The organism is Rhodococcus sp. (in: high G+C Gram-positive bacteria) (assembly GCF_049299235.1).
Lineage (GTDB): Bacteria > Actinomycetota > Actinomycetes > Mycobacteriales > Mycobacteriaceae > Rhodococcus.
Window position 1 is genome coordinate 1 of sequence record NZ_JBAQXC010000072.1, and the last position, 21,441, is coordinate 21,441.

Annotated in this window: 17 protein-coding genes; 5 read left to right on the forward strand and 12 right to left on the reverse strand. The window is 68.4% G+C overall.

The features are described 5' to 3' along the window. Positions 1–352 precede the first annotated feature (352 nt). Positions 353–895: an RNA polymerase sigma factor gene (locus WAX14_RS03850; protein ID WP_422626769.1), complete on the forward strand. Its 543-nt coding sequence runs from the start codon at positions 353–355 to the stop codon at positions 893–895. A gap of 13 nt (positions 896–908) precedes the next feature. On the opposite strand, the gene WAX14_RS03855 is transcribed toward WAX14_RS03850, so the two are convergent. Further along, on the reverse strand, positions 909–2,354 hold the full coding sequence (locus tag WAX14_RS03855; RefSeq protein ID WP_422626770.1) for a GTPase: 1,446 nt from the start codon (positions 2,352–2,354) through the stop codon (positions 909–911). Continuing rightward, positions 2,351–4,141 (reverse strand): dynamin family protein, encoded by a 1,791-nt coding sequence (locus WAX14_RS03860; protein ID WP_422626771.1) that lies wholly within the window; start codon positions 4,139–4,141, stop codon positions 2,351–2,353. The genes WAX14_RS03855 and WAX14_RS03860 overlap by 4 nt, the downstream gene beginning before the upstream one ends. Positions 4,142–4,211: 70 nt before the next feature. Here WAX14_RS03860 and WAX14_RS03865 point away from each other — a divergent pair, with 70 nt between their 5' ends. Beyond that, complete coding sequence (locus tag WAX14_RS03865) at positions 4,212–5,510, forward strand: aminodeoxychorismate synthase component I (protein WP_422626772.1); 1,299 nt, start codon at positions 4,212–4,214, stop codon at positions 5,508–5,510. Here the strand turns inward: WAX14_RS03865 and WAX14_RS03870 are convergent. The 3 genes from WAX14_RS03870 to rsmI all read right to left on the reverse strand — a co-directional run bounded on the left by WAX14_RS03870 (position 5,449) and on the right by rsmI (position 12,146). Next, a complete protein-coding gene (locus WAX14_RS03870; protein ID WP_422626773.1) occupies positions 5,449–9,423 on the reverse strand; it encodes a WD40 repeat domain-containing protein in 3,975 nt (1,324 codons plus the stop codon). The genes WAX14_RS03865 and WAX14_RS03870 overlap by 62 nt on opposite strands. 427 nt (positions 9,424–9,850) lie before the next feature. Beyond that, a complete protein-coding gene (gene cycA, locus WAX14_RS03875; RefSeq protein ID WP_422626774.1) occupies positions 9,851–11,275 on the reverse strand; it encodes a D-serine/D-alanine/glycine transporter in 1,425 nt (474 codons plus the stop codon). A 10-nt stretch (positions 11,276–11,285) separates the two neighbouring features. Continuing rightward, on the reverse strand, positions 11,286–12,146 hold the full coding sequence (gene rsmI, locus WAX14_RS03880; RefSeq protein ID WP_422626792.1) for a 16S rRNA (cytidine(1402)-2'-O)-methyltransferase: 861 nt from the start codon (positions 12,144–12,146) through the stop codon (positions 11,286–11,288). Positions 12,147–12,169: 23 nt separating this feature from the next. On the opposite strand from rsmI, the gene WAX14_RS03885 reads away from it, so the two are divergent. After that, positions 12,170–13,723 carry a dolichyl-phosphate-mannose--protein mannosyltransferase gene (locus WAX14_RS03885; RefSeq protein ID WP_422626775.1) on the forward strand — a complete coding sequence of 518 codons (1,554 nt, stop codon included), beginning with the start codon at positions 12,170–12,172 and terminating at the stop codon, positions 13,721–13,723. A gap of 6 nt (positions 13,724–13,729) precedes the next feature. On the opposite strand, the gene WAX14_RS03890 is transcribed toward WAX14_RS03885, so the two are convergent. The 6 genes from WAX14_RS03890 to mscL form a co-directional block, all read right to left on the reverse strand. Beyond that, positions 13,730–14,548, reverse strand: a complete 819-nt coding sequence (locus WAX14_RS03890) for a T3SS (YopN, CesT) and YbjN peptide-binding chaperone 1 (RefSeq protein WP_422626776.1) — start codon at positions 14,546–14,548, stop codon at positions 13,730–13,732. 61 nt (positions 14,549–14,609) lie between these two features. Further along, on the reverse strand, positions 14,610–15,914 hold the full coding sequence (locus WAX14_RS03895) for a class I SAM-dependent methyltransferase (RefSeq protein WP_422626777.1): 1,305 nt from the start codon (positions 15,912–15,914) through the stop codon (positions 14,610–14,612). Between the two features lie 45 nt (positions 15,915–15,959). After that, on the reverse strand, positions 15,960–16,487 hold the full coding sequence (locus WAX14_RS03900) for a class I SAM-dependent DNA methyltransferase (protein ID WP_422626778.1): 528 nt from the start codon (positions 16,485–16,487) through the stop codon (positions 15,960–15,962). Then, a complete protein-coding gene (locus tag WAX14_RS03905; RefSeq protein WP_422626779.1) occupies positions 16,484–18,160 on the reverse strand; it encodes a BCCT family transporter in 1,677 nt (558 codons plus the stop codon). Before WAX14_RS03905 ends, WAX14_RS03900 begins: the two co-directional genes overlap by 4 nt. Before the next feature lie 120 nt (positions 18,161–18,280). Continuing rightward, complete coding sequence (locus tag WAX14_RS03910) at positions 18,281–18,649, reverse strand: GntR family transcriptional regulator (RefSeq protein WP_422626780.1); 369 nt, start codon at positions 18,647–18,649, stop codon at positions 18,281–18,283. Between the two features lie 25 nt (positions 18,650–18,674). Further along, positions 18,675–19,103: a large conductance mechanosensitive channel protein MscL gene (gene mscL, locus WAX14_RS03915; protein WP_422626781.1), complete on the reverse strand. Its 429-nt coding sequence runs from the start codon at positions 19,101–19,103 to the stop codon at positions 18,675–18,677. A 110-nt stretch (positions 19,104–19,213) separates the two neighbouring features. Here mscL and arsC point away from each other — a divergent pair, with 110 nt between their 5' ends. Then, entirely contained in the window at positions 19,214–19,561 is a 348-nt protein-coding gene (gene arsC / locus WAX14_RS03920; RefSeq protein WP_422626782.1) for an arsenate reductase (glutaredoxin), read from the forward strand. 128 nt (positions 19,562–19,689) lie between these two features. Here arsC and arcA read toward each other — a convergent pair whose 3' ends face one another. After that, positions 19,690–20,901: an arginine deiminase gene (gene arcA, locus WAX14_RS03925; RefSeq protein ID WP_422626783.1), complete on the reverse strand. Its 1,212-nt coding sequence runs from the start codon at positions 20,899–20,901 to the stop codon at positions 19,690–19,692. Between the two features lie 69 nt (positions 20,902–20,970). Here arcA and WAX14_RS03930 point away from each other — a divergent pair, with 69 nt between their 5' ends. Next, the gene (locus tag WAX14_RS03930) at positions 20,971–21,438 is read left to right on the forward strand and encodes an FABP family protein (RefSeq protein WP_422626784.1); all 468 of its coding nucleotides are present in this window, start codon (positions 20,971–20,973) and stop codon (positions 21,436–21,438) included. Positions 21,439–21,441: the final 3 nt, after the last annotated feature.

Genomic DNA, 21,441 nt, shown 5'->3' on the forward strand with positions numbered 1-21,441 from the left:
ACGCCGAGTCCGAACGGTTCGCGTCGCTGGAGCTGGAGCTGTCGGAGAAGGATCCGCGGTTCGCCATGTCGGTGCTGCCTTTCGCTCATCGGGTGTGTCGGGGATAGGAGCGGCCGAGAACCCGGAAAGTTCCGGACGGTTCCCCGAAAATTTCCGCACCGGAACCGAGGGGAACAAAGACCCAGTTCGCAGCGACCGAAGGCCGAATTTGTGTGCCGCAACTCACACAATTCGACCGACCCGAGTGCCCGTCCGACCCGAGTGCCCGTCCGACGCGAAGGTCGAACCTCCCGCCGCACAAACCACGAAGGGTCCAGTAAGTTACACCCGGAAAGTTGCGGAGGGGGCCGTCATGAGCGAAGCGGAATTGATCGATCGGAGCCGGGCAGGGGACCAGGCCGCCTTCGCTGAACTCGTGGCACTGTCACGCGACCAGACGTGGGCCGTGTGTCTGCAGATCACCGGGCACCGGTACGACGCCGAGGACGCGCTGCAGGACACCCTGACCGCCGCGTGGCAGAACCTCGGGTCGTTCCGCGGCACCGCACGGTTCGGAACATGGCTGTACCGCATCGCGACCAACGCATCGCTGGCGATCGTGCGGAAACGACGCGAAACCCCCGAGGACGAGATCGACCACGGCGAGAGCACGAACCGGTCCGTCGCGGACCGGATCGCCGATACGGACGCGGTGCGACAGGCCCTTGCTGCCCTGCCCGAGCAGTTCCGGGTCGCGATCGTGCTGCGCGAGTACGCCGACATGAGCTACGCGGAGATCGCCGAGCACCAGGGCATCGGGGTGCAGACCGTCAAGAGCCGAATCAACCGCGCACGGGCACAACTGGTCGAGATGTTGTCGCCGGCGATGCTCGACTCGGACACCCTCGAACCCTGATCCCCGTGCATGGTCAGTACCAGGACCGCACGATCGACGTGTAGGCGTGGGTGAGCGACACGAGCGCCGCGTCCTCGGCCGCAGAGCGGGTGCTGAGCGTCTGCCGCTGCACCGATACGAGGCGATCCTGCGCGATCGCCCGCAACCGGTCCGGCGGCGCCGACGGGTCCGCACCGAGCGACTCCGCGAGGGTGCCGCCGCGCAACAACTGCGTCAACTCCGCCACAGCGGGGGCGGACGGATCGGTCTCGAGCAGTGACCGCAACGATCGCAGCAGACCCACCTGCACGAGCGCCGGGTCCGTCTTGAGTTCCGACACGATCTGCCGGATGCCGTCCCGGGCAGGATGCGTGTAGGCCAACGCGTCGAGTTCCGACACGATCCGGCCGGCACGGTGCAGGACCGCGAAACGCCGCAGCGACCGGTCGAGCACCGAGCGGAGCGGCCCGATACCCGATGCCGCGGTCAGCCACTGGTTGACCTGATGTGCGCCGCCACGTGCCGGACCCCGGCCGTGTACGAGCCCGTACTCCCCCACCATGTCGATGAGGCGGAACACCCGGTCGCGGGGAACCGGCAGCGCACCGTCACCGACGTCGAGCAGGTCGAACAGTTCCAGTGGTGCGAACGGTGCCAGCGCAGCCAGGTCCCTGGCGTCGTTCTCCGTGAATGCGCCGGTGTGTGAAGTCTGGGCGAGCAGGCCCGCCACCGGGATCACCGCGCCGACCACGTCGGCGAGGCGTCGAGCAAGCACCCCGGCGTGCTCGGCGGCATGCCCGATCGGATCGCGTCTGCCGAGCACACCGCGCCCGAAGCCGTCGGCCCGGGACAGCACCCCGAGGGTATTCAACGGCGTGAAGCCGAGGCGCTGCAGGAACGAGACCTCGTCGGCGCGGGGCATCGAATCGAACAGGAACACCGCCGCATCCGCGTCGACGGACGCCGACCGGGTCTGCTCGAACCCGTCGATGAGGGCGCGTTCGGTCGCCGCGGCGTTCGCCACGGTCAACGTCGCGAGACCCGGCGTGTCGACGAGCGTGATCCGGGTCAGAGCCTGCGACGGCAGGTGTCGGTGCACGTACGCGACCTCGGTCTCGGGTACCCCGAGGTCGGCGGTCGCGCCGAACGTCAACGGCACCGCACGACGCGAACCGTCGGTTCCGACGACCTCGGCGCGGGACGGCGCGCCGTTCTCGTACACGGTGACGACGCTGGTGGCCTCCAGCGCCGCGGTTTCCGCAACCGGAGCCCCGATCAGCGCATTGACCAGCGTGGACTTACCTGCTTTGAGCCGTCCGACCACCACGATGCGCGGCGGCGACCACAGGATCGCACCGATCCGATTGGCGTGCCCGACGAGATCACCGCCGTACGATGCCAGCCGGCGCAACGCCGCGTCGATGCGGTGATGGATCGGGTCGGTGCTGTCGGCGACCGCGGAACCCTGGGGCGCGTTCATGCCGGCACCGCCGCTCCGGCGGGGGCGCCGAGCGCCGCCTCGATGGGGGTGATCTTCGCGCGGGTGATGCGCAGGTTCTTCTCCAGCCGGGTGACGTTTGCCTCGCGCGCCGCCGCATCGGCCTGCGCAGACCGTTTCGCCTCCTCGATCTGCTTCTGCAACACCGCGATCCGCTCCTGGAGGTTGCGGCGACGGCCCAGCACGATCTCCGGGCGGGTCGTGGCGAGCGTCGCGTCGAGCATCCGGGTCGTCGCGGTCCGGGCGGTCGAGACGGTTTCGCGTAGCCAGGTCAACAGGTTGGTCTTGCCGGCCCGCATCGCCCGGAATCCGAGGTTGACGGCCACCCACACGACACCGGCGACCGCACCGACACCGATCACCGCACCGAGCATGGTGGTGCCGATCATGCCCATCGTCAGGACACTGGGATCGAGCAGGCCCTGCCGTTTCGAGGTGACCTCATTGGTGACGAGCGGGTCGGAGCGCATCGAGGTCACCGCGACCTCCCGGATCCGCTCCCATTCGTCGGCATCGTCGAACAGGTCGGTGGTGATCCGTTCGAGGTCGGCGAGGAACCCTTCGGCCGTCGCGGCCATCGCCTCGAGCAGATCGGTCTGGATGCGGGCGGTGAACACCTGCGGAGACTTCCGCAGCACATCCATCGACGACTTGTTGACGCGGGCGGTCCAGTCCTCGCGGACCTTCGTGAGGTGCTCGTCGAGTCGGGTCGCGGCCTGCTGGCGTGCCAGGGTCAAGTCTCGCTGCAGATGCTGTTCCCAGTGTTGCGCTTCGTCCTTCAGGCTGCGCAGCCGTTCGAGTTCGGCGCTGAGGTCGGGGATCGCGGCCTCGCCGGCCTTGACGACGGCGAGTTCCTCTTCGATGGCGCGTTCGACGTCACGCAGGCCCTCGAGGCAGGTGCGGAGCGCATCGGTCGCCGGGGAGCGCTCCGCCGCGGTGAGGCTCTTGTCGATGACCGTCCACAGGCTCGGCACCCCAGAGAAGGTCACCGCGCGATGCCGGAGTTCGTCGGGCAGGCCGGCGTCGTCCGCGGCGAGCGCACGCACACTCGACACGGGTAGGACGGGAATGTTCCGGCCGACGTGCTCGGCGATCGACCGGCGGTTCTCGGCGACGATGTCCGCCCATCGGGTGGTGGCCTTGTCCGTCTTGGTGACGGCGACGACGACGTTCTCGACGCCGGCGGCGCTCTCCCGTAGAAACCGCATTTCCGGTTCGGTGATGGGCGTCGACGCATCACACACCATCACCAGCACGGCGGCCTGATCGGCGGACTGCCGGGCCAGGCCGACGTGCCGGGGGTCGAGGCCGCCCACTCCGGGGGTGTCGACGATCGTCGCGGTGTCGAGTCGCGGCGAGGCGACCGGTACCACCGCGGCGACGGGCAAGGCGTCGATCGTCGGATCGGAGACATGTCGTCCGCCGGTGGTCGTCCAGTCGGCGAGTTCGGCGTGCGGGATGCGCCGGGTGCCGTCGGGAAACACCAGTTCCGCGGTCCCTTCCGGGTTCTCCGCGTCGGCGGGGACGAAGCGGATCGACACGGCGGTGGCGTTCTCGACGTCGTCGACCGTGACACCGTCCCGGCCGATCAACGCGTTGACGAGCATGCTCTTGCCACGCTTGATCTCGCCGACGACGACGACCGATCGCGTACGTCCTTCGCCGGACAACTTGCGATCGGCGCGGTCGGCGACCGTGGCGCGGCCGTAGGCCCGCAACACTTTGCCGGCACCGGCCACCAGTTCGGCCACCCCCGATTCAGCAGACACGGATCAAGACCCTACCGACTTCGCCGCCTGCGGTTTCGTCGGCGGTGCGCGAGCGTGGAAAGCTGGACCCATGCGGATGGAGCGACTGGGCGACGGAGGAAGCCCGGCGCAGGTGCTTCGCGCGCTCGGTGCGCGTGCCCGCGCACTGGGGATCGCGCCACCCGCCGCGCTGACCGGGGTTTGGTTCGGTGCCGCCGCCGTGATCGCCCCCACACTCGCCGCATCCCCCGCCCCGGTGAGGGGAACCTTCACCCGGCCAGACCGAATGATGGTTCCCATCACCGGGGAGGGCGGGCCGCTGATCGGCGGCGGGTGGATGGGTTATCTCGCCTACCCGGATCGCCGGCCCACGACGCCTGCACTGCCCGTGGCGGCGGGCGGCTGGAGCGACGTGGTGCTGCGATGCGACCCGGCGGGCTGCTGGTGGTACGAAACGCTGACGGACGAACCGTGCCCACCGGACCTCGCCGCCGCCGTGCACGAACCGCCCGCCGCCGACGCCGGCTGGCACATCGACTGGACCCCACCGGATCGGAAAACCCATCGGCACGGCGTCGAACAATGCCTCGACGCGATTCGAGCCGGCGAGGTGTACCAGGCGTGCGTGTGCACGCGGTTCACCGGAACCTGGTCCGGCGACCCCCTGTCGTTCTTCGCCGACGCCGTCGACGCCACCCGCCCGGACCGCGCCGCCTATCTGCAGGGACCGTGGGGTGCGGTCGCGTCGCTGTCGCCCGAACTGTTCCTGGCCAACCACGGCGACCGCGTCGAATCCCGACCGATCAAGGGCACCCTGCCGCTGCACCGCGACCCGGCCGAGCTACGTGCCTCGGCCAAGGACGTCGCCGAGAACGTGATGATCGTCGACCTGGTGCGCAACGACCTCGGTCGCGTCGCCGAAACCGGCACCGTCACCGTCCCCGACCTGCTCGGCGTGCGCGGCGCACCCGGCGTGTGGCATCTGGTGTCGACGGTCGCCGCCTCCCTCGGCCCCGATGTCACCGCCGACGACCTGCTCGACGCCGCGTTCCCACCCGCATCGGTCACCGGATGCCCCAAACTTCGGGCCCGCCGGTTGCTGCAGGATTGGGAAACCCGTCCACGCGGTGTCTACTGCGGCACCGTGGGCATGGCCAGCCCGATCGCAGGTCTCGAACTGAACGTCGCAATCCGCACCGTCGAATTCGGTGCCGCAGCATCGGGTGCCGCCGAGTGCGCGCTCGGCGTCGGCGGAGGCATCACCATCGATTCCGACCCGGACGCCGAATGGCAGGAATGCCTGGACAAGGCGTCGAGCATCCTGCGGCTCAGTCCACGCACACGTCCAGCACCTCGTCCGGCAACTCGAACTGCGGGAGCACCGCGCTGATCTCCCCCGTCGTGGACGCGCAGATGTCCTCGGCGATCCCGTCCGGGTCGAGATCCCACGTCCGAATCATCCCGTCACCGCCCGCCGCGGCGACCCGCCCGTCCGGCAGGAACAGCACCTGCCAGCGGCCGACCCCGGTGTCGGTGATCGGACCGCCCAGCGCGCGCATCGCGTCCGGCGACGCGACGTCCCACAACCGGATCGTGCCGTCGTCGCTGCCGCTGGCCACAATCCCGGCATTCGGCGACACGGACACCGAATAGACCGTGCCGGTGTGCCCGTGCAACGGTGCGTCCCGTGCCGTGAACCCACCGTCTGCGCCGCGATCCCAGATGATCACCGTGTGGTCGTCGCCCCCGGTCGCCAGGACCGCACCACCTGCTCCGAACGACACACCGTGCACACCGGCATCGTGCCGACCCGACACCGGCACCGGCACCGGCCGGTCCGGATCCGAAATGTCCCACGCGTAGATTCCGCCGTCCGCACTGGCGACGACAAAACTGCGACCGTCCGGGCTCACCGCCGCGCTGCGCACCAGATTCGTCGGACCGGTCAGTGGTTCGCCGCGCGGCACCGGATCGGCCGGATCGGTGACATCCCACAGGGTCACCGACCGGTCGTTCGCGCCGGTCACCAACGTCGCGCCGTCGGGTGTGAACGCCAGCGCCGAGGTGAAGCGGGTATCCACACGGAGCGGAGCGCCGAGCGGACGCGGCCGCCGTGGGTCGGCCACATCCCACAGCCGGACACTGCCACCGGACGTGGGGGCCGTCGCGAGGAGCGTCCCCGGCGGGGACAACGCGACGACGACGGCGCCGCCGAGTGGGCGTGGCAGGTCCATCGCCGATGCCGGGCCCCAGCGACCACGGTCGTCGATGCTCCAGAGGTTGACGACCGAGTCGTAGCCGCCGGTCGCGGCGAGCCTGCCGGACCCGTCGATGGACGGCATGGTCAGCGCGGAATCGGAGATGCCGATTCGTCCGCGCGGCAACGTCCAGATCCGGATGTTGGCGTCCTGTCCCCCGGTGACGACGGTCCCGCCGTCCGGCGTCACCGTCAGGACGGCCAGCCCGCCACCGTTGCCGGTGAGTCCCGGTTTCAGCTCGTCGACGATCCCGGCGACCGGGTCGACGGACCACAGCTTCGCGGTGCCGTCCCACGACGCGGACGCGATCGTGCGCCCGTCGGGCAGAAACTGCACCTTCCACACGCCGCCGGTGTGGGCACGGAGCGGCACACCGACCCGTCGGGGGGCGGTGATGTCGGTGGTGTCGAACAGGTGCAGAATGCCGTCGTCGCTGCTCACCACGAGGCGCGCGCCGGTGGCATCGAAGTCTGCGGAGTGCGCGACATCACCGAATCCGGTGAGCGGCGCCCCGATCGGGATCGGCCCGGCCGGCTCGGTGACATTCCACAGCCGGACGGTGCGATCGTCGCTGGTCGTGGCGAGGACCGAACTGTCGGGGCGGAACACCGCCGTGCGGACTGCGCCGGCGTGGGCGTGGAACCGGGTGATCGGGAAGCCGGGTGCGGTCGTGTCGACGAGCGCGACGGTGCCGTCGTCGTACGGCACCGCGAGCATCCGGCCGTCCGGGGAGTACCGCACATTGTGCACGGCGAACCCATCGATGTCCCGATGTTCGAGCAGCACCACGGGACGGTCGCGGTCGGTGACGTCCCAGATCCATACGCTGCCGTCGCCCCCGCCTGCGGCGAGGTGCGCACCGTCGGGACTGAACGACACCGACGCCGTGTAGTCGAGCCGCGTGGTCAGCGGTCGCCCGATCCGGTGCGGATCGGAGCGATCGGACATATCCCACAACCGGACGGTGCCGTCGTCGCTGGCCGACGCGAGGGTGGTGCCGTCGGGTGACACCGCGACCCCGTACACCGGCCCGGTGTGCCCGTCGAGGATCCGCGCGACCGGAATTCCCTGGGCGGCGACGAGCCGCGAGTAGGCGATGTCGCTGTCGGGCCGCAGGTGCGCCGCGGCAAGCGCGAGACCCGCGGAGGTGGTCGGCTCATCGTCGCGGGTGGCGTCGGCGAGCGCGATGATCTGCTGGAACTCGGCGGCACTGCGTTCGTCCTCGGCGCGGTTCTTCGCGGTCCACGCCAATGTGCCCGTCACCAGCGAGACGATCAGCGAGAGGGCGAGGCCCGCGATGATCGTCCTCCGCCGTCGCGTCGCCCGGTCGATTTCACGCCGGGACGCGGCGAGGAAGGCGACAGCCGTCGGGCTCACCGCCCCACCCACCTCCCGCCGTTCCTTTCCTGTCCGGGCCAGTCGCTCGTCCTGTTCGGCCACCAGGTCCATGCGTCCACGCTGGTAGAGCAAACTGTCGTTGCGCCCACTCTCCACCCACGTCGTGGCGTCGTCTTCGAGCTGCTGACGCAGCGCCGCCGACGAGCGATCTTCCTGGATCCAGGACTTCAGGCGTGGCCACGCCACGATCACCGCGTCGTGGATCAGTTCGGCGTGCTCGGCGTCGACGACGATCACGCGAGCGGACACGAAATGGTCGAGGACGCGGCTCGCGACGTCCCGGTCGTCGCCGAGCGCCGTCAGTTGGCTCAAAGGGCGCGCGATCTTCACATCGGTACCGGTGGTGGTGACATACACGAGGTGCACCAGCATCGAACGGGCGAGTGTCCGGCCGCGTTCGTCGAGTTCCTTCCAGGCGCGTTCGGCGCTTGCCGCGATCGAGCCGCGCACACCCCCGGTGCCGCGGTATCCTGCGACGGTGAGGTTCCCGCCGCGGCGGCGATCCCACATGGTGTCGAGCAGATGCGACAGCAACGGCAGTTCCGTGCCACTGATCTCGCCGCTGGTCAGCACACCGAGGTCGTTGAGGATCACATCGACGAGACCGGACTCGACTCTGACGCCGACGAGTTTCGCCGGTTCGGTGATCACCGCCGCGAGGTCCGTGCGGTGCAACGGCCGCACGGTCTTGGTGCGACGTTCGAGGGCGCGGGCCAGTACCGGGTAGGCCACGGCCTGCTCGTAGAAGTCCGAGCGCATCGTCGCGACGACGGTCGCCGGGGCATCGTCGTGGTCGACCGTTGTCGAGGCTCGCTCGAGCACGCCGAGGAACTGGGCGCGTTCGGTGCCGTCGTCGCACTGGGTGAACAGTTCTTCGATTTGATCGACGACGATCAGCACCGACGAACAGCCCATTCGGGCGGTCGCGGCACGGATGGCGTTCTGGACGGCGACGGCGTCGGCCCGGTCGGCGGCGGGGTCGGCGAGTTCGGGAATCGCCTCGCCGAGCCGACCGAGTGGATGCCGCCCCGGCGTGAGCACGACCGCCACGTAGTCGCCGTCCGCGCAAAGTTCCGGGATCAGCCCCGCCTGCACGAGCGACGACTTGCCGACGCCGGATGCTCCGGTCACGATCACCGGCCCGTGCCCGTGCGCCGCGACCGTGACGTCGACGAGTTCGCGCACACTCTCGGAGCGTCCGAAGAACAACCGCGCGTCGTTTTCCCGGTACGCCGCCAAACCGCGGTACGGACGCAGACCGGACGCGAGCGCCGGTTCGGGTGGTCCGGTACTCCGGCCCGGTCCGGGTGATGTTCCGCGGGCCCGATCCCACCAGGCCTGCCAGTGTTTGACGGAGTACAGGCCGGGGGTGGGCGGTTCGGCGTTCAGTGCGCGGGCCGCCCGGATCAGGGCGACGAGCACCGGCCGGACCGTCTCGAAGCTGGCGGGCAGTCGCTTGCCGGAACGCCAATCGCTGAGCCGTTGCACGGACACCGGGCGGGTGCTGCCCATGGCGCGGGCGACTTCCGCCGACTCGGATTCGACCTTCTTCAGGGCCGGTCGGCCGGCGGCGGCGAACAACATGCGCAGTTGATCCGCGAAGAACCGGCGGGGGTCCGGTTCGGCGCGGGCGTCGTCCTCCGCCATCGCCGCCTCCGCCCGTCCGATCCCGCAGATCCGCCCTCGAATCCGACGAAAGCTCCGCTGCGGAAAAAATCCTCACCTCCCCTGACCTGGGATGATATCCGAATCTCGGGGTTTATCAGTTGGTCGGGTCGGTTTTCGGCAGCACAGTGACACCAGAAGCGAGAGTCGCTCTCGCTACCCGCGTGGCCCCATGCCGCCGGGAACGTAGAAGCTCGAGGGGTACGTTCCTGTCGGCGTGGGGAGCGCATTCGGCACGGAGGTGACCGTTGATCAGAATCGTCGATCGAATGTCCGGCCTGATTTCTCCGTCGTTCGTCGCCGCAGGCGCCGTGGCCGCGTCGGTCCTGTTGATTCTGGCGCTCGGCTAGGCGCTTCGCACCCGTGTGCCTTTGTGGCCCCTCCGGCGGCCACAAAGGCACACGGGGCGCTAGAGCGCGCGCCGGAAAACCTCGTAGCGCGCGCGGTGCTGCGGGCGGCGACGCAGAATCGCCCACGCGACCGCGAGCGCCACGAACCAGAGCGGCGTCACCAGCAGCGCCTTCAGCGTGTCCGGTTCCTGGGTGAGCGCCCAGACGATGAACGCGAAGAACGCATAGACGACCCACACCATCGGCACACCACCGGGCATCGGGAACTTCGACGCCGCGTGCAGGTGCGGGCGACGCTTCCGGTAGCTCAGGTAGCTCGCCAGGATGATCGACCACACGAACATGAACAGCAACGCCGAGATCGTCGTGACGAGCGTGAACGCCTCGATCACCGAATCGCCCGCGAACAGCAGCACGATCGAGGACAGCAGGAACACACACGAGAACATCAACGCGTTCGCCGGCACCTTGCGCCGGTTGAGCCGCCCCAGCGCCGCCGGTGCGTCCCCTTCCTGGGCGAGTCCGTACACCATCCGTGACGTCGAGTAGATGCCCGAGTTCGCGGACGACGCCGCCGACGTGAGCACCACGAAATTGATGACCGACGCGGCGATCCCGAGACCGGCGAGGGTGAACATCGCCACGAACGGGCTGTGTCCGGCCTCGATCTCCCGCCACGGCGTCACCGAGATGATCACGATCAGCGCCACGACGTAGAACAAGAGCACGCGGACAGGGATCGAGTTGATCGCCTTCGGCAGATTCTTCTCCGGGTCCTTGGCCTCGGCGGCGGTGGTACCGACCAGTTCGATACCGACGAACGCGAACACCGCGATCTGGAAGCCCGCGACGAACCCCATCGGGCCGGTCGGGAAGAACCCGCCGTCGTTCCACAGGTTGTCGAACCCGGCGGTCGCGCCGTTGGGTGCGGTGAACCCGCCGATGATCATCACCAGGCCGACCACGATGAGACTGACGATCGCGACGATCTTGATCAGCGCGAACCAGAACTCGGTCTCACCGAATGCCCGGACCGTCGGCAGATTAAGCAGCAGCAACGCCAGGATCGCCGCCAGCGCCGGAATCCACAACGGCACATCCGCCCACCAATAGCGCACATAACCGGAGATCGCGATGATGTCGGCGATTCCGGTGACGATCCAGCAGAACCAGTACGTCCAGCCGGTGAAGAAACCGGCCCACGGCCCCAGCAGGTCCGCCGCGAAATCCGCGAACGACTTGTAGTGCAGATTCGACAGCAGCAGTTCGCCCATTGCCCGCATGACGAAGAACAGCATGAAGCCGATGATCATGTACACGAAGATCACCGACGGGCCGGCCAGGGAGATGGTTTTACCCGACCCCATGAACAGGCCGGTTCCGATGGCGCCGCCGATCGCGATGAGCTGGATGTGCCGGTTCGACAGTTGCCGCGACAGGTGGGGCTCGTCGGTGACGGACTCCTGCTGAACTCCTTCACTCACCGCAACGACATTACGGCTGTCCGTTTTGTCCCCGCGCCGCCAGTACCGCGTCGTAGAGTTCGCGCTTCGACGCGCCCGCCGTCGCGACCTGTCCGCACGCGTCCTTCAGCCGCATGCCGGCCGCGACGAGCCGTTCCACCTCGTCGACGAGTTCCTCCGGCGCGACGACCTGCGGCGATGCCCCCTCGAGTACCACGGTGATCTCGCCGCGCGCACCGTCGACGGCCCACTCGGCGAGCTCGGCGAGCGTGCCGCGACGCACCTCCTCGTACGTCTTGGTCAGCTCTCGACACACGGCGGCACGCCGGCCTGTGCCCAGCACCGCGACCGCGTCGGTCAGGCACGCCGCCAGCCGGTGCGGGGCCTCGAAGAACACGACCGCACGCGGTTCCGTCGCGAGCGTCTGCAGCCACGCCCGGCGCGGACCGGACTTGCGGGGCGGGAACCCGTCGAAACAGAACCGTTCGACGGGCAGCCCCGACAGCGCGAGCGCCGTGGTCACCGCGGACGGGCCGGGCAGACACGTCACGGGCAGGTCGGCGGCGACACACGCGGACACCAGCCGGTATCCGGGGTCGCTGACCGACGGCATGCCCGCATCGGTGACGAGCAGCACCGTCGAACCGGACTCGATGTCCGCGATCAGCGCCGGAGCCCGGGTCACTTCCACCTGGTCGTAGAAGCTGACGATGCGACCGGTGATGGTCACCCCGAGGGCAGCCGCGAGCGACCGCGTGCGTCGGGTGTCTTCGGCGGCGACGACGTCGGCGGTCGCGAGGGCGTCGCGGAGTCTGCTCGACGCGTCGCCGATGTCGCCCATCGGAGTGGCGGCCAGCACGAGCCGTCCCTGTCCCGGATTCTCTGCCCTCATGGTCATCAGCCTACGATCGGACGGTGACCGTGACGGACGAGCGCCCCGCCGAGGCCCCCGCCCGGCGACTGCTGAGTCCGGGACCGCTGAGTCCGCCGCCCGATCCCGGCCCGACCGACCGTGCCCGCGGCTGGATCGTGACCGCGTTCGTCACGGCGCTCGCCGCGATCACCCGGTTCGCGATGCTCCATTACCCCACCGACGCGAAGACGCCGGTGTTCGACGAAAAGCACTATGTGCCGCAGGGCTGGCAGGTGCTCACCGGCGGCTGGATCGAGGACAATCCCGGCTACGGGTTGGTGGTGCATCCGCCGGTCGGCAAGCAACTCATCGCCGTCGGCGAGGCCCTGTTCGGATACAACGGGTGGGGCTGGCGGTTCTCGTCGGCGGTCGCGGGGACGCTGCTGGTGCTGCTGGTGGTGCGCATCGTGCGGCGCATGACCCGATCGACGCTGCTCGGCGGTCTCGCCGGGGTGCTCCTCGTCGTCGACGGTGTCACGTTCGTGTCGTCGCGGATGGGGATGCTCGACATCTTCATGACGGTGTTCGTCGTCGGCGCGTTCGGCTGCCTGATCGTCGACCGCGACGATGTGCGCGCGCGGATGGCTCGGGTGGCGACCGAAGGCCGGATCGACGCGAGTACGTGGGGGCCACGGCTCGGCGTCCGCTGGTGGCGGTTCGGTGCCGGTGTGCTGCTGGGTCTGGCGGTCGGCACCAAATGGTCCGGGATGTACTTCATCGCGTTCTTCGGGTTGATGTCGGTGGCGTTCGACGTGGCCGCACGCCGCGGATACGGGGTACGCCGACCGTGGGTGGGCACCGCACTACGCGATATCGGGCCTGCCCTGTACGCACTGGTGCTGATCCCACTCGGCGTGTATTTGTCCACCTATTGGGCCTGGTTCGCCAGCGAGACCGGCGTGGACCGGCACGTGGTGGGCACGAAGATCGGGACCGGCGGGCCGTTTTCGTTCGTGCCGGATGCGCTGCGGTCACTGTGGTACTACAGCGCGAACGTCCTCGAATTCCACTCCGGGCTGACCAATTCGGCGGGCAACCACCATCCGTGGGAATCGAAGCCGTGGACGTGGCCGATGGGGCTGCGTCCGATGCTGTACTACTTCGCCGACGGCGACCGCATCCGCGGATGCGGCGACGACGAATGCGTCAAAGCCGTGATGCTGATCGGCACCCCCGCGCTGTGGTGGGTGTCGCTGGTGATGGTCGCGTGGGGCCTGTGGCAGATCGTGGTGCGCCGCGACTGGCGGTGGGCGGCGGTGCTCACCGGGTACGGCGCGGGGATTCTGCCGTGGTTCGCGAGCCTCGACCGTCAGATGTACTTCTTCTATGCGGTGCCGATGGCCCCGTTCCTGGTGATGGGTGTGGCGCTCGTACTCGGCGATGTCCTGGGATCGGCGCGGGCATCGCGGGAACGACGGTCGACGGGTCTGCTCGTCGTGTGCCTGTATGTGGGTTTGGTCGTCGCGAATTTCGTGTGGTTGTGGCCGATCTTGACGGGCGTGCCGATCACGGTCGAGCACTGGCACGATCAACTGTGGCTGCCGAGTTGGCGCTGACCGCGCTCAGTACCAGTCGTCGAACAGCGGTGTGTCCGGCGCGTCGGACAGCCGATCGTCGTCGAGGTAGTGGCGACCACCGAAATGTGTGGCAACATGCCTGGCCAGTCCTGGCATGAGCCGGCGCATCATCGCGATCCGCTCCTCGAATCGGACCGGGTCGAACGGCGCCGCCGAGATTTCGTCGAGCACGACCATTCGATCCTCGACGATCAGCGCGCGCACGCCCGGAACGCGATGCAGCCTGTCGGCCCAGTGCGCGGCCCCGACCCGGTCGGTGATCCGGTGCAGCAACGGCACCCATATCCGCACCGCGGGCACCGTGCGGTCGACGATCACGAACATCACTTGCGAGCCTTGGACCACCACGAAGTCGCCGTCGGCGTCGATGCTGGCGGGCCGGCCGAGAACCTGCCTGAGCGCATCGCCGACGCGGGCACGCAGTTCGTCGTACCACGGTGTGCCCGCGGCACCGGGATCCGGGCCGACCTGCACGAACGCAGGTTCGACGACGTCCCACCGCTCGCGCAGCACACCCACTGCCCAGGAGGCGACGGCATCGGGGGTCGTCGTCTCGGTCTCGGGCGGGGCGCCCGGCAGGCACGGTCGCGGCGCGCATGCTGCAGGCGGGGTGCGAACACTCGCATGCCATCTGCCGCCGGGTCGCCGTTCGATCCGGATCCCGGCGACCGGCACCAATGCGGTGTCCGCACGCAACTCGACGACGTCGCCGTCACGCAACTCACCGATACTCCGGGCCATCTGCGACCGGAAGCGGCCCCAGGCGAACTCGACCGATTCGTCGAAGTGGTCGATGTCGTTCACGAACATCTCCTCTCGCAGCGAAACCGCGGGCAGCGTCACGGTACTGCGCGAGACCGACACGTCAGTTCGCGGCGCGCGGGGCGCCGAGCCACCGGTCCCGGGTGCGGGGCAGGCCGCTGCCACCGTCCGCGGTGGGGCGCACGGCAAGGACCTGGTAAATGGTGAGCCGGTTCGGTGCGTCGAACCCGAGAGCACTGGCCGTCAGATACAGCAACCAGGTGCGTGCCCGCTCCGCGCCGACCGACCGCACCGCGTCGTCCCACGATCCGAGCAGGTTCGACACCCACGCGCGCAACGTCAGCGAGTAGTGTTCGCGCAGCGATTCACCGTCACGCACTTCGAGTCCGGCCCGTTCGAAGGCGTCGACGGTCTTGCTGAGCGGCAGCACTTCACCGTCCGGAAAGATGTAGTGGTCGATGAACGACGGTGCCCGGCCGGGCTTGTCCGGCAACGACCGCACCCGCGCGATGGCGTGGTTGAGCAATCGGCCGCCGGGCCGCAGCAGCGCGTGCATATCGGCGGCGTACAGCGGCAGGTTGCCGAGACCGACATGCTCGGACATGCCGACGCTCGAGATCGCGTCGTACGGCCCGCCGTCGATGTCACGGTAGTCCTGCACCCGGATGTCGATCCGGTCGGACAATCCGGCCTCGGCGATCCGTGTGGTTGCCAGGGCATGTTGTTCACGGCTGAGCGTCACCCCGACGACGTCGACGCCGTATTCGCGGGCTGCGTGCACGGCCAGCGAACCCCACCCGCAGCCGACGTCGAGTAGCCGCATTCCCGGTTCGAGTCCGAGTTTGCGGCACACCAGGTCGCATTTGTCGCGTTGCGCGGTATCCAGTTCGGCATCGTCTTCGGCCCAGTAGCCGCACGAATAGACCATGCTCGGGCCGAGGAACAACCGGTAGAAGTCGTTGCCGACGTCGTAGTGGTGTGACACCGCCACCGAATCACGATCCCGACTGTGCCGGATACCGCGCCGACGACGGATTTCGACGGCGGGCGGTCGCGGCGGCAGCCCGACGCCGGCGAGCCGCACGAGGGTAGCGGCGGTCCGCGCGAGTGCACGGGCGCGCAGGCCGTCGAGCGTGTGGTTGCCGATCCGGTCCAGGAGCACGGGGAGCCCCAGCAGCGCGGGAAGGTCGTCGACGTCGAGATCGCCGGAGATGTAAGCACGGGTCAAACCCAGTTCGTTGGGTGCCCACACCATGCGACGCAACGCGCGGCGACGGTTCAAGACTATGCGTGTGACCGCGCCGGGAGGTCCCGCTTCGGATCCGTCCCAGCAGCGCACACGGACGGGTAGTTCGACACCGAGCAGGGCGTCGAACGCGTCCAGGAGCCGGGATGCCGACGATGTCACGATCATTACTGTCGCGCACCCCCGACGCCGACACGCGGGGAACGATCAACTTGTGCCGCAGGCGACGATCGGCGCCGCGAGAACTCCCACGGTCCGGCCCCGCTCGACGATGTCGACGATCGCGAATCCCGCAGACGACAGCAGGGTGCTGATCCGCATCGACGTCGGCCCGGTCGCGACACCGGGAGGCGGTTCGTCGAACACCCACAGTTCGCCGCCCGGAGCGAGCAACGTCGCCGCCGACTCGGGAACCGACGGATCGGCGGCGCGGAAGGCCGGAACACCGATCGCGAAGATCAGATCGAACGAACCACCGCAGGCGGTGCCCGGAAATTCGCAGTCCGGAAATTCGCACACCCGCAACTCGACGCCGTCGCCGAGAGTGCGGCGGCGCGCACGGTCGATCTGCGTCGCCGAGCGGTCCACCCCGAGGATCGCTCCGTGGGGGCCGATGCGCTCGCGCACCAGCGTCACGGCCGTCCCGTTGCCGCATCCGATCTCGAGGATTCGGCTGCCCGGCTGTGGAGCCATCGCCGCGACCGCGAACTCGATGCGGTCCGGGACCGCGGTCATCCGGTGCGTCGCAGAGTCGGGTGTCGTGGGCGACGGACCAGCGGATCGCGGGACAGGTCACGGTACAGGGAGACGCACAATCCGACCATGACGACGACGAACGGTGCTGCGGCGATGATCGTCATGGTTTGCAGCGCCCCGAGTGCTTCCGAACCGCCGGTCCACAGCAGCAGTGCCGCGACGCCACCGGTGAGCGCACCCCAGAACACGACCACCCAGCGACTCGGCGACAGTGTGCCGTGCTGGGTGAGGGTGCCCATCACCATCGACGCCGCATCGGCTCCGGAGACGAAGAAGATCGCGACGAGCAGCATCACGATGACGGTGGAGATTCCGACGAGCGGCAGATTGCCGAGCATGCCGAACAGTTGCGCTTCGAGGCTGTCGGCACCGGCGACGTCGTGGCCGTCCTGCTGCTGGCCGATGGCCGCGCCGCCGAACACCGCGAACCACAGCAGGCTCACGATGCTGGGCACGATGATGACGCCGATGACGAACTGCCGGATGGTGCGACCCCGGCTGATCCGCGCCAGGAACATCCCGACGAACGGTGTCCACGAGATCCACCACGCCCAGTAGAAGATGGTCCAGCTCGAAAGCCATTCGCCGGCTTCGGGACTCGACGCGGCGGTACGGGCGGACATACGGGCCAGGTCTGCGACGTACGCGCCGAGGGTCGTCGGGATCAGGTTGAGGATCAGTACGGTCGGCCCCAGCACGAACACGAACAGCGCCAGGCCGAGCGCGAGCACCATGTTGATGTTCGACAGCCACTGAATGCCCTTGGAGACACCGGACACCGCAGACGCGATGAACGCGAGCGTCAGGACCGCGACGATCGCGACGAGCAGCAGAACGCCCGCCTGCTCCAGCCAGCCGGTGACCTCGAATCCGGAACCGATCTGCAGAGCCCCGAGCCCGAGCGACGCGGCGGTACCGAACAGCGTCGCATACAGCGCGAGGATGTCGATGACCTTGCCGATCGGACCTTCGGCGCGCCGGCCGAGCAGCGGTATGAACGCCGCGCTGATGAGCTGTTTGCGGCCTTTCCGGTACGTGCCGTACGCGATGGACAAACCCACCACCGCGTAGATCGACCACGGGTGCAGGCTCCAATGGAACATGGTGGTGGCCATCGCAGGCCCGGCACCGCCCGCACTGCGGGGCGGCGGCGACACGTAGTGGGTGAGCGGTTCCGCCACACCGTAGAACATCAGGCCGATGCCCATGCCGGCGCTGAACATCATCGCGATCCAACTCACCGTGCGGAATTCGGGTTTCTCACCGTCCTTGCCGAGCGGAATCGTCCCGAATTTGCTCACCGCGAGCCACAACGCGAAGATCACGAATCCGCTGGCGGTGAGGACGAACAGCCAGCCCAGATCCTCGACGATCCAGTCCAGGACTCCCCCGGTCACGGTGTTCAGATTGTCGGGGGCAGCCAGACCCCACACCACGACACCGACGACGAGAGCTGCGGCGACACCGAACACGACGCGGTCCGTCGACGCGCGCGGACTCTGTCCACCGGTGCTGCCCGCGACGGGATCGGCCGGCGCGGCGGTGTCGGCACTGCCTGTGGCGGCGGTGTCGTCGTCGTCTGCGGCGGTGTCGTCGCTGCTCGTCGATCCGGGCGTCGAGGTCGAACTAGTGCGATCCGCGGGCACCGTCATGGAACCAACGTCGTCCATATTTTCGATCGGCGCAAGCACCTACCGCTGCACACCACACCCGAAACATGCCCTGAGCAGGACACTTCCGACTCTGGTTACGAATCGGACACGCGCGTGGCGTCAGGCGCCGCGCACCGCTGCGACGACGAATTCGAGGATTTCGTCGTCGGACATGCCGAGAGCGCGCAATTCGGCGACATACGTGGTGGTCGCGCGTTGCGCGAGGGTGAGCGTGGGATCACCCGATGCGGCGCTCGCGACGAACGTGCCCGCGCGACCGCGCGTTTCGATGACCCCCGCGTGTTCGAGTTCACGGTACGTCTTGGCGACGGTGTTGGGTGCGATGCCGAGGTGTTCGGCGAGGCCGCGGACGGTCGGCAGTTTGGTGCCCGCGATCAATTCGTCGCGGCGCACCAACTCCACGATGCGGCGGCGCACTTGTTCGAAGGTCGGGGTTTGGGAGCTCTGGTCGATAGCGATGTCGAGCACCCGAGCATGCTACCAGCGGACCGTCTCAGACGCGCTCTTCGTCGACATCGCCGTCCGGGCGTTTGGTGTAGGCACCCTGCTCGAGCAGATCGCGGATCTGGATGAGCAGATCTGTTTCGCTGAGCGGCTTGTCGCCGGATTCCTTCGGCGGGGCAAAGCGGTTCTTGGCGGCGTTGACCGGGACGATGAGCACGAAGTACACGACCGCGGCGATGATCACGAAGTTGATCAAGGCGGTGACCACCGCGCCGACGTTGATGAACGTTTCAGGGCTGGACGTGATCTGGATTCCCCAGCCGTACTCGTTGGCACCGCCGACCGCGGCGACGAGCGGGTTGACGATGTTGTTGGTGAAGGCGGTGACGATGGCGGTGAACGCGGCGCCTACGACGACCGCGACCGCCAGTTCCACCACGTTCCCCCGCAGCAGAAAATCCCTGAAACCCTTGAGCATGTCCGCGTCGCCTCCCGGTCGGCAGTACGTGTGTATTGATCGGCGATACCGTATGCACGACACGAGCGAGGTTCAACTCCGGTGGCTGCGGCGCACGGCACAATGGCGGCATGGCCACGACCGCGACGATCTACCACAACCCGCGCTGCAGCACCTCCCGCAACACGTTGAAGGTTCTTCAGGAGGCCGGTCTCGAACCGACCGTCGTGAAGTACCTCGAGACGCCACCGTCGCGGGACGGGCTGCGCAAGCTGCTCGACGACGCGGGATTGAAGCCCAGCGAGGCGATCCGGCGGAAGGAATCGCTGTTCACGGAACTGAACCTCGCCGACGCGTCCGAGGACGAACTGGTCGATGCGATGGTCGCGAACCCGATCCTCATCGAGCGGCCGATCGTCGTCACCGACAAGGGCACCGTGCTGGCCCGTCCCGTCGACAAGGTCCGCGAGATTCTCTGATTCCGTCCGCCACTTTTCGTGGCGGCCCGCCCGCCCGCCTCCTCCGAGCGAATGTATCCCTCAGTCGATCCAATGAAGCGAGCGATACATTCGCTCGGACCCGCCGGGCCGGCGCACCGGCGGGCGGTTCAGACGGCCGCCCGCGCCAGCGGGCACGACATGCAGCGTGGGCCGCCGCGACCGGAACCCAGTTCCGACCCGGCGATCCGTAGTACTTCGATGCCGGCGTCCTCGAGCCGCGCGTTCGTTTCGACGTTGCGCTCGTACGCGACAACCACTCCCGGCGCGACCGCGAGGGTGTTGTTGCCGTCGTCCCACTGTTCCCGCTCGGCGACCACCGAATCCAGACCCGTGTCGATGACGCGGAGCCGGTCGATGCCCATGGCGTCGGCGGCCGCTTCGAGAAACGGCCGCGGCCCACCGATGCCGACGTCACCGTTCTCCCGGCGGATCGTGAATGCGTCGAGCTTGTCCCGGATCGCCGGGTACATGACGACGGCATCGGTGTCGACCATCGTGCACACGGTGTCCAGGTGCATCGAGGCGCGCTGCTGCGCGATCGGCACCGCCAGCACCGTGTGCGCGAGACCATCCTCGAATACGCTGCGCGCCAACGCTTCCGCACCTGACGGGGATGTGCGCTCCCCGACCCCGACGGCGACGACTCCCGGTGCGAGCAGCAGCACGTCGCCACCTTCCACCGGCGCGGTGTGCGATTCGTAGGCGCGGCGCACCCCCAGGAATCGCGGATGGAACGCGTAGATGAGATCGGTGAGTGTGGCCTCACGCCGGCGGGCGGGCAACGCGAGGGCCGGGATCGCGACACGCGGCCCGATCCAGAACGACGAGTCGCGGGTGAACAGCAGGTTCGGCAGCGGGTCGATCACGAAGTCGGCGCCGTGGTGCATGAGCCGCACCAGCGACGGCGGCCCCGCCACCCCGGTCTCGGGCAGTTCGTCGAACGTCATGCCCGCGACGAGGATCCGCATCAGATCCGGCGCCGGGAGCGTACGCAGATGCGTGGCGAGGTCCTGCGCCAGAGTGTGCCCGAGCCGGCGCGGATCGACCGCCGACGAGATGCCCTGGATGCGGGCGGCGCCGCTGACTTCGAGGGTTTCGGTGAGTAGTTCGGACAGCAACAGCACCTCGACACCGCGACCGCGCAACACGTCGGCGAACGCGTCGTGTTCGTCCTGGGCGCGTGCCACCCACGGCAGCGCGTCGAACAGCAACTGGTCGTTGTTGCGGGGTGTGAGTCGCTCGAGTTCGCCGCCGGGCCGGTGCAGCATGACCGTCCGGAGCACTCCGACTTCGGAATCCACACACAACTGCGCGTTCATGCGTCAACGGTAGTGCCGACATCGCCCCGGTGGGAGGATCGACGTGCCCACACTAGCGAGGAGCACCCTATGACGGATCGAGACCCGCTCGGTGAGCTGGCCCCGTTCGCCGGACGCTGGATCGGTGGCGGCGACGGCCACTACCCCACCATCGACGACTTCGGTTACGACGAGACGATCGAGTTCACGGCGATTCCCGGGAAACCGTTCCTGATGTATGTGAGCCGCACCCGTGCCCGCGACGACGGGCGTCCCCTGCACACCGAGAACGGCTATCTGCGTACCAGCGGTCACGAGGTGGAGTTCCTGATAGCGCAGCCGACCGGATTCGTGGAGATCCAGCGGTCGCGGCTCACGCACGGCGTCCTCGATTTCACGACTGTGCACCTTGAACGCTCACCGGACGCGAAACCGGTGCACGAACTGCGTCGCCGGTTCGTCCTCGACGGCGACGCCCTCAGCTACGACCTGTGGATGGCGCACGGCGACACACCGCTGACCCACCATCTGCATGCGGAGTTCGCGCGGGAAACGTGAATG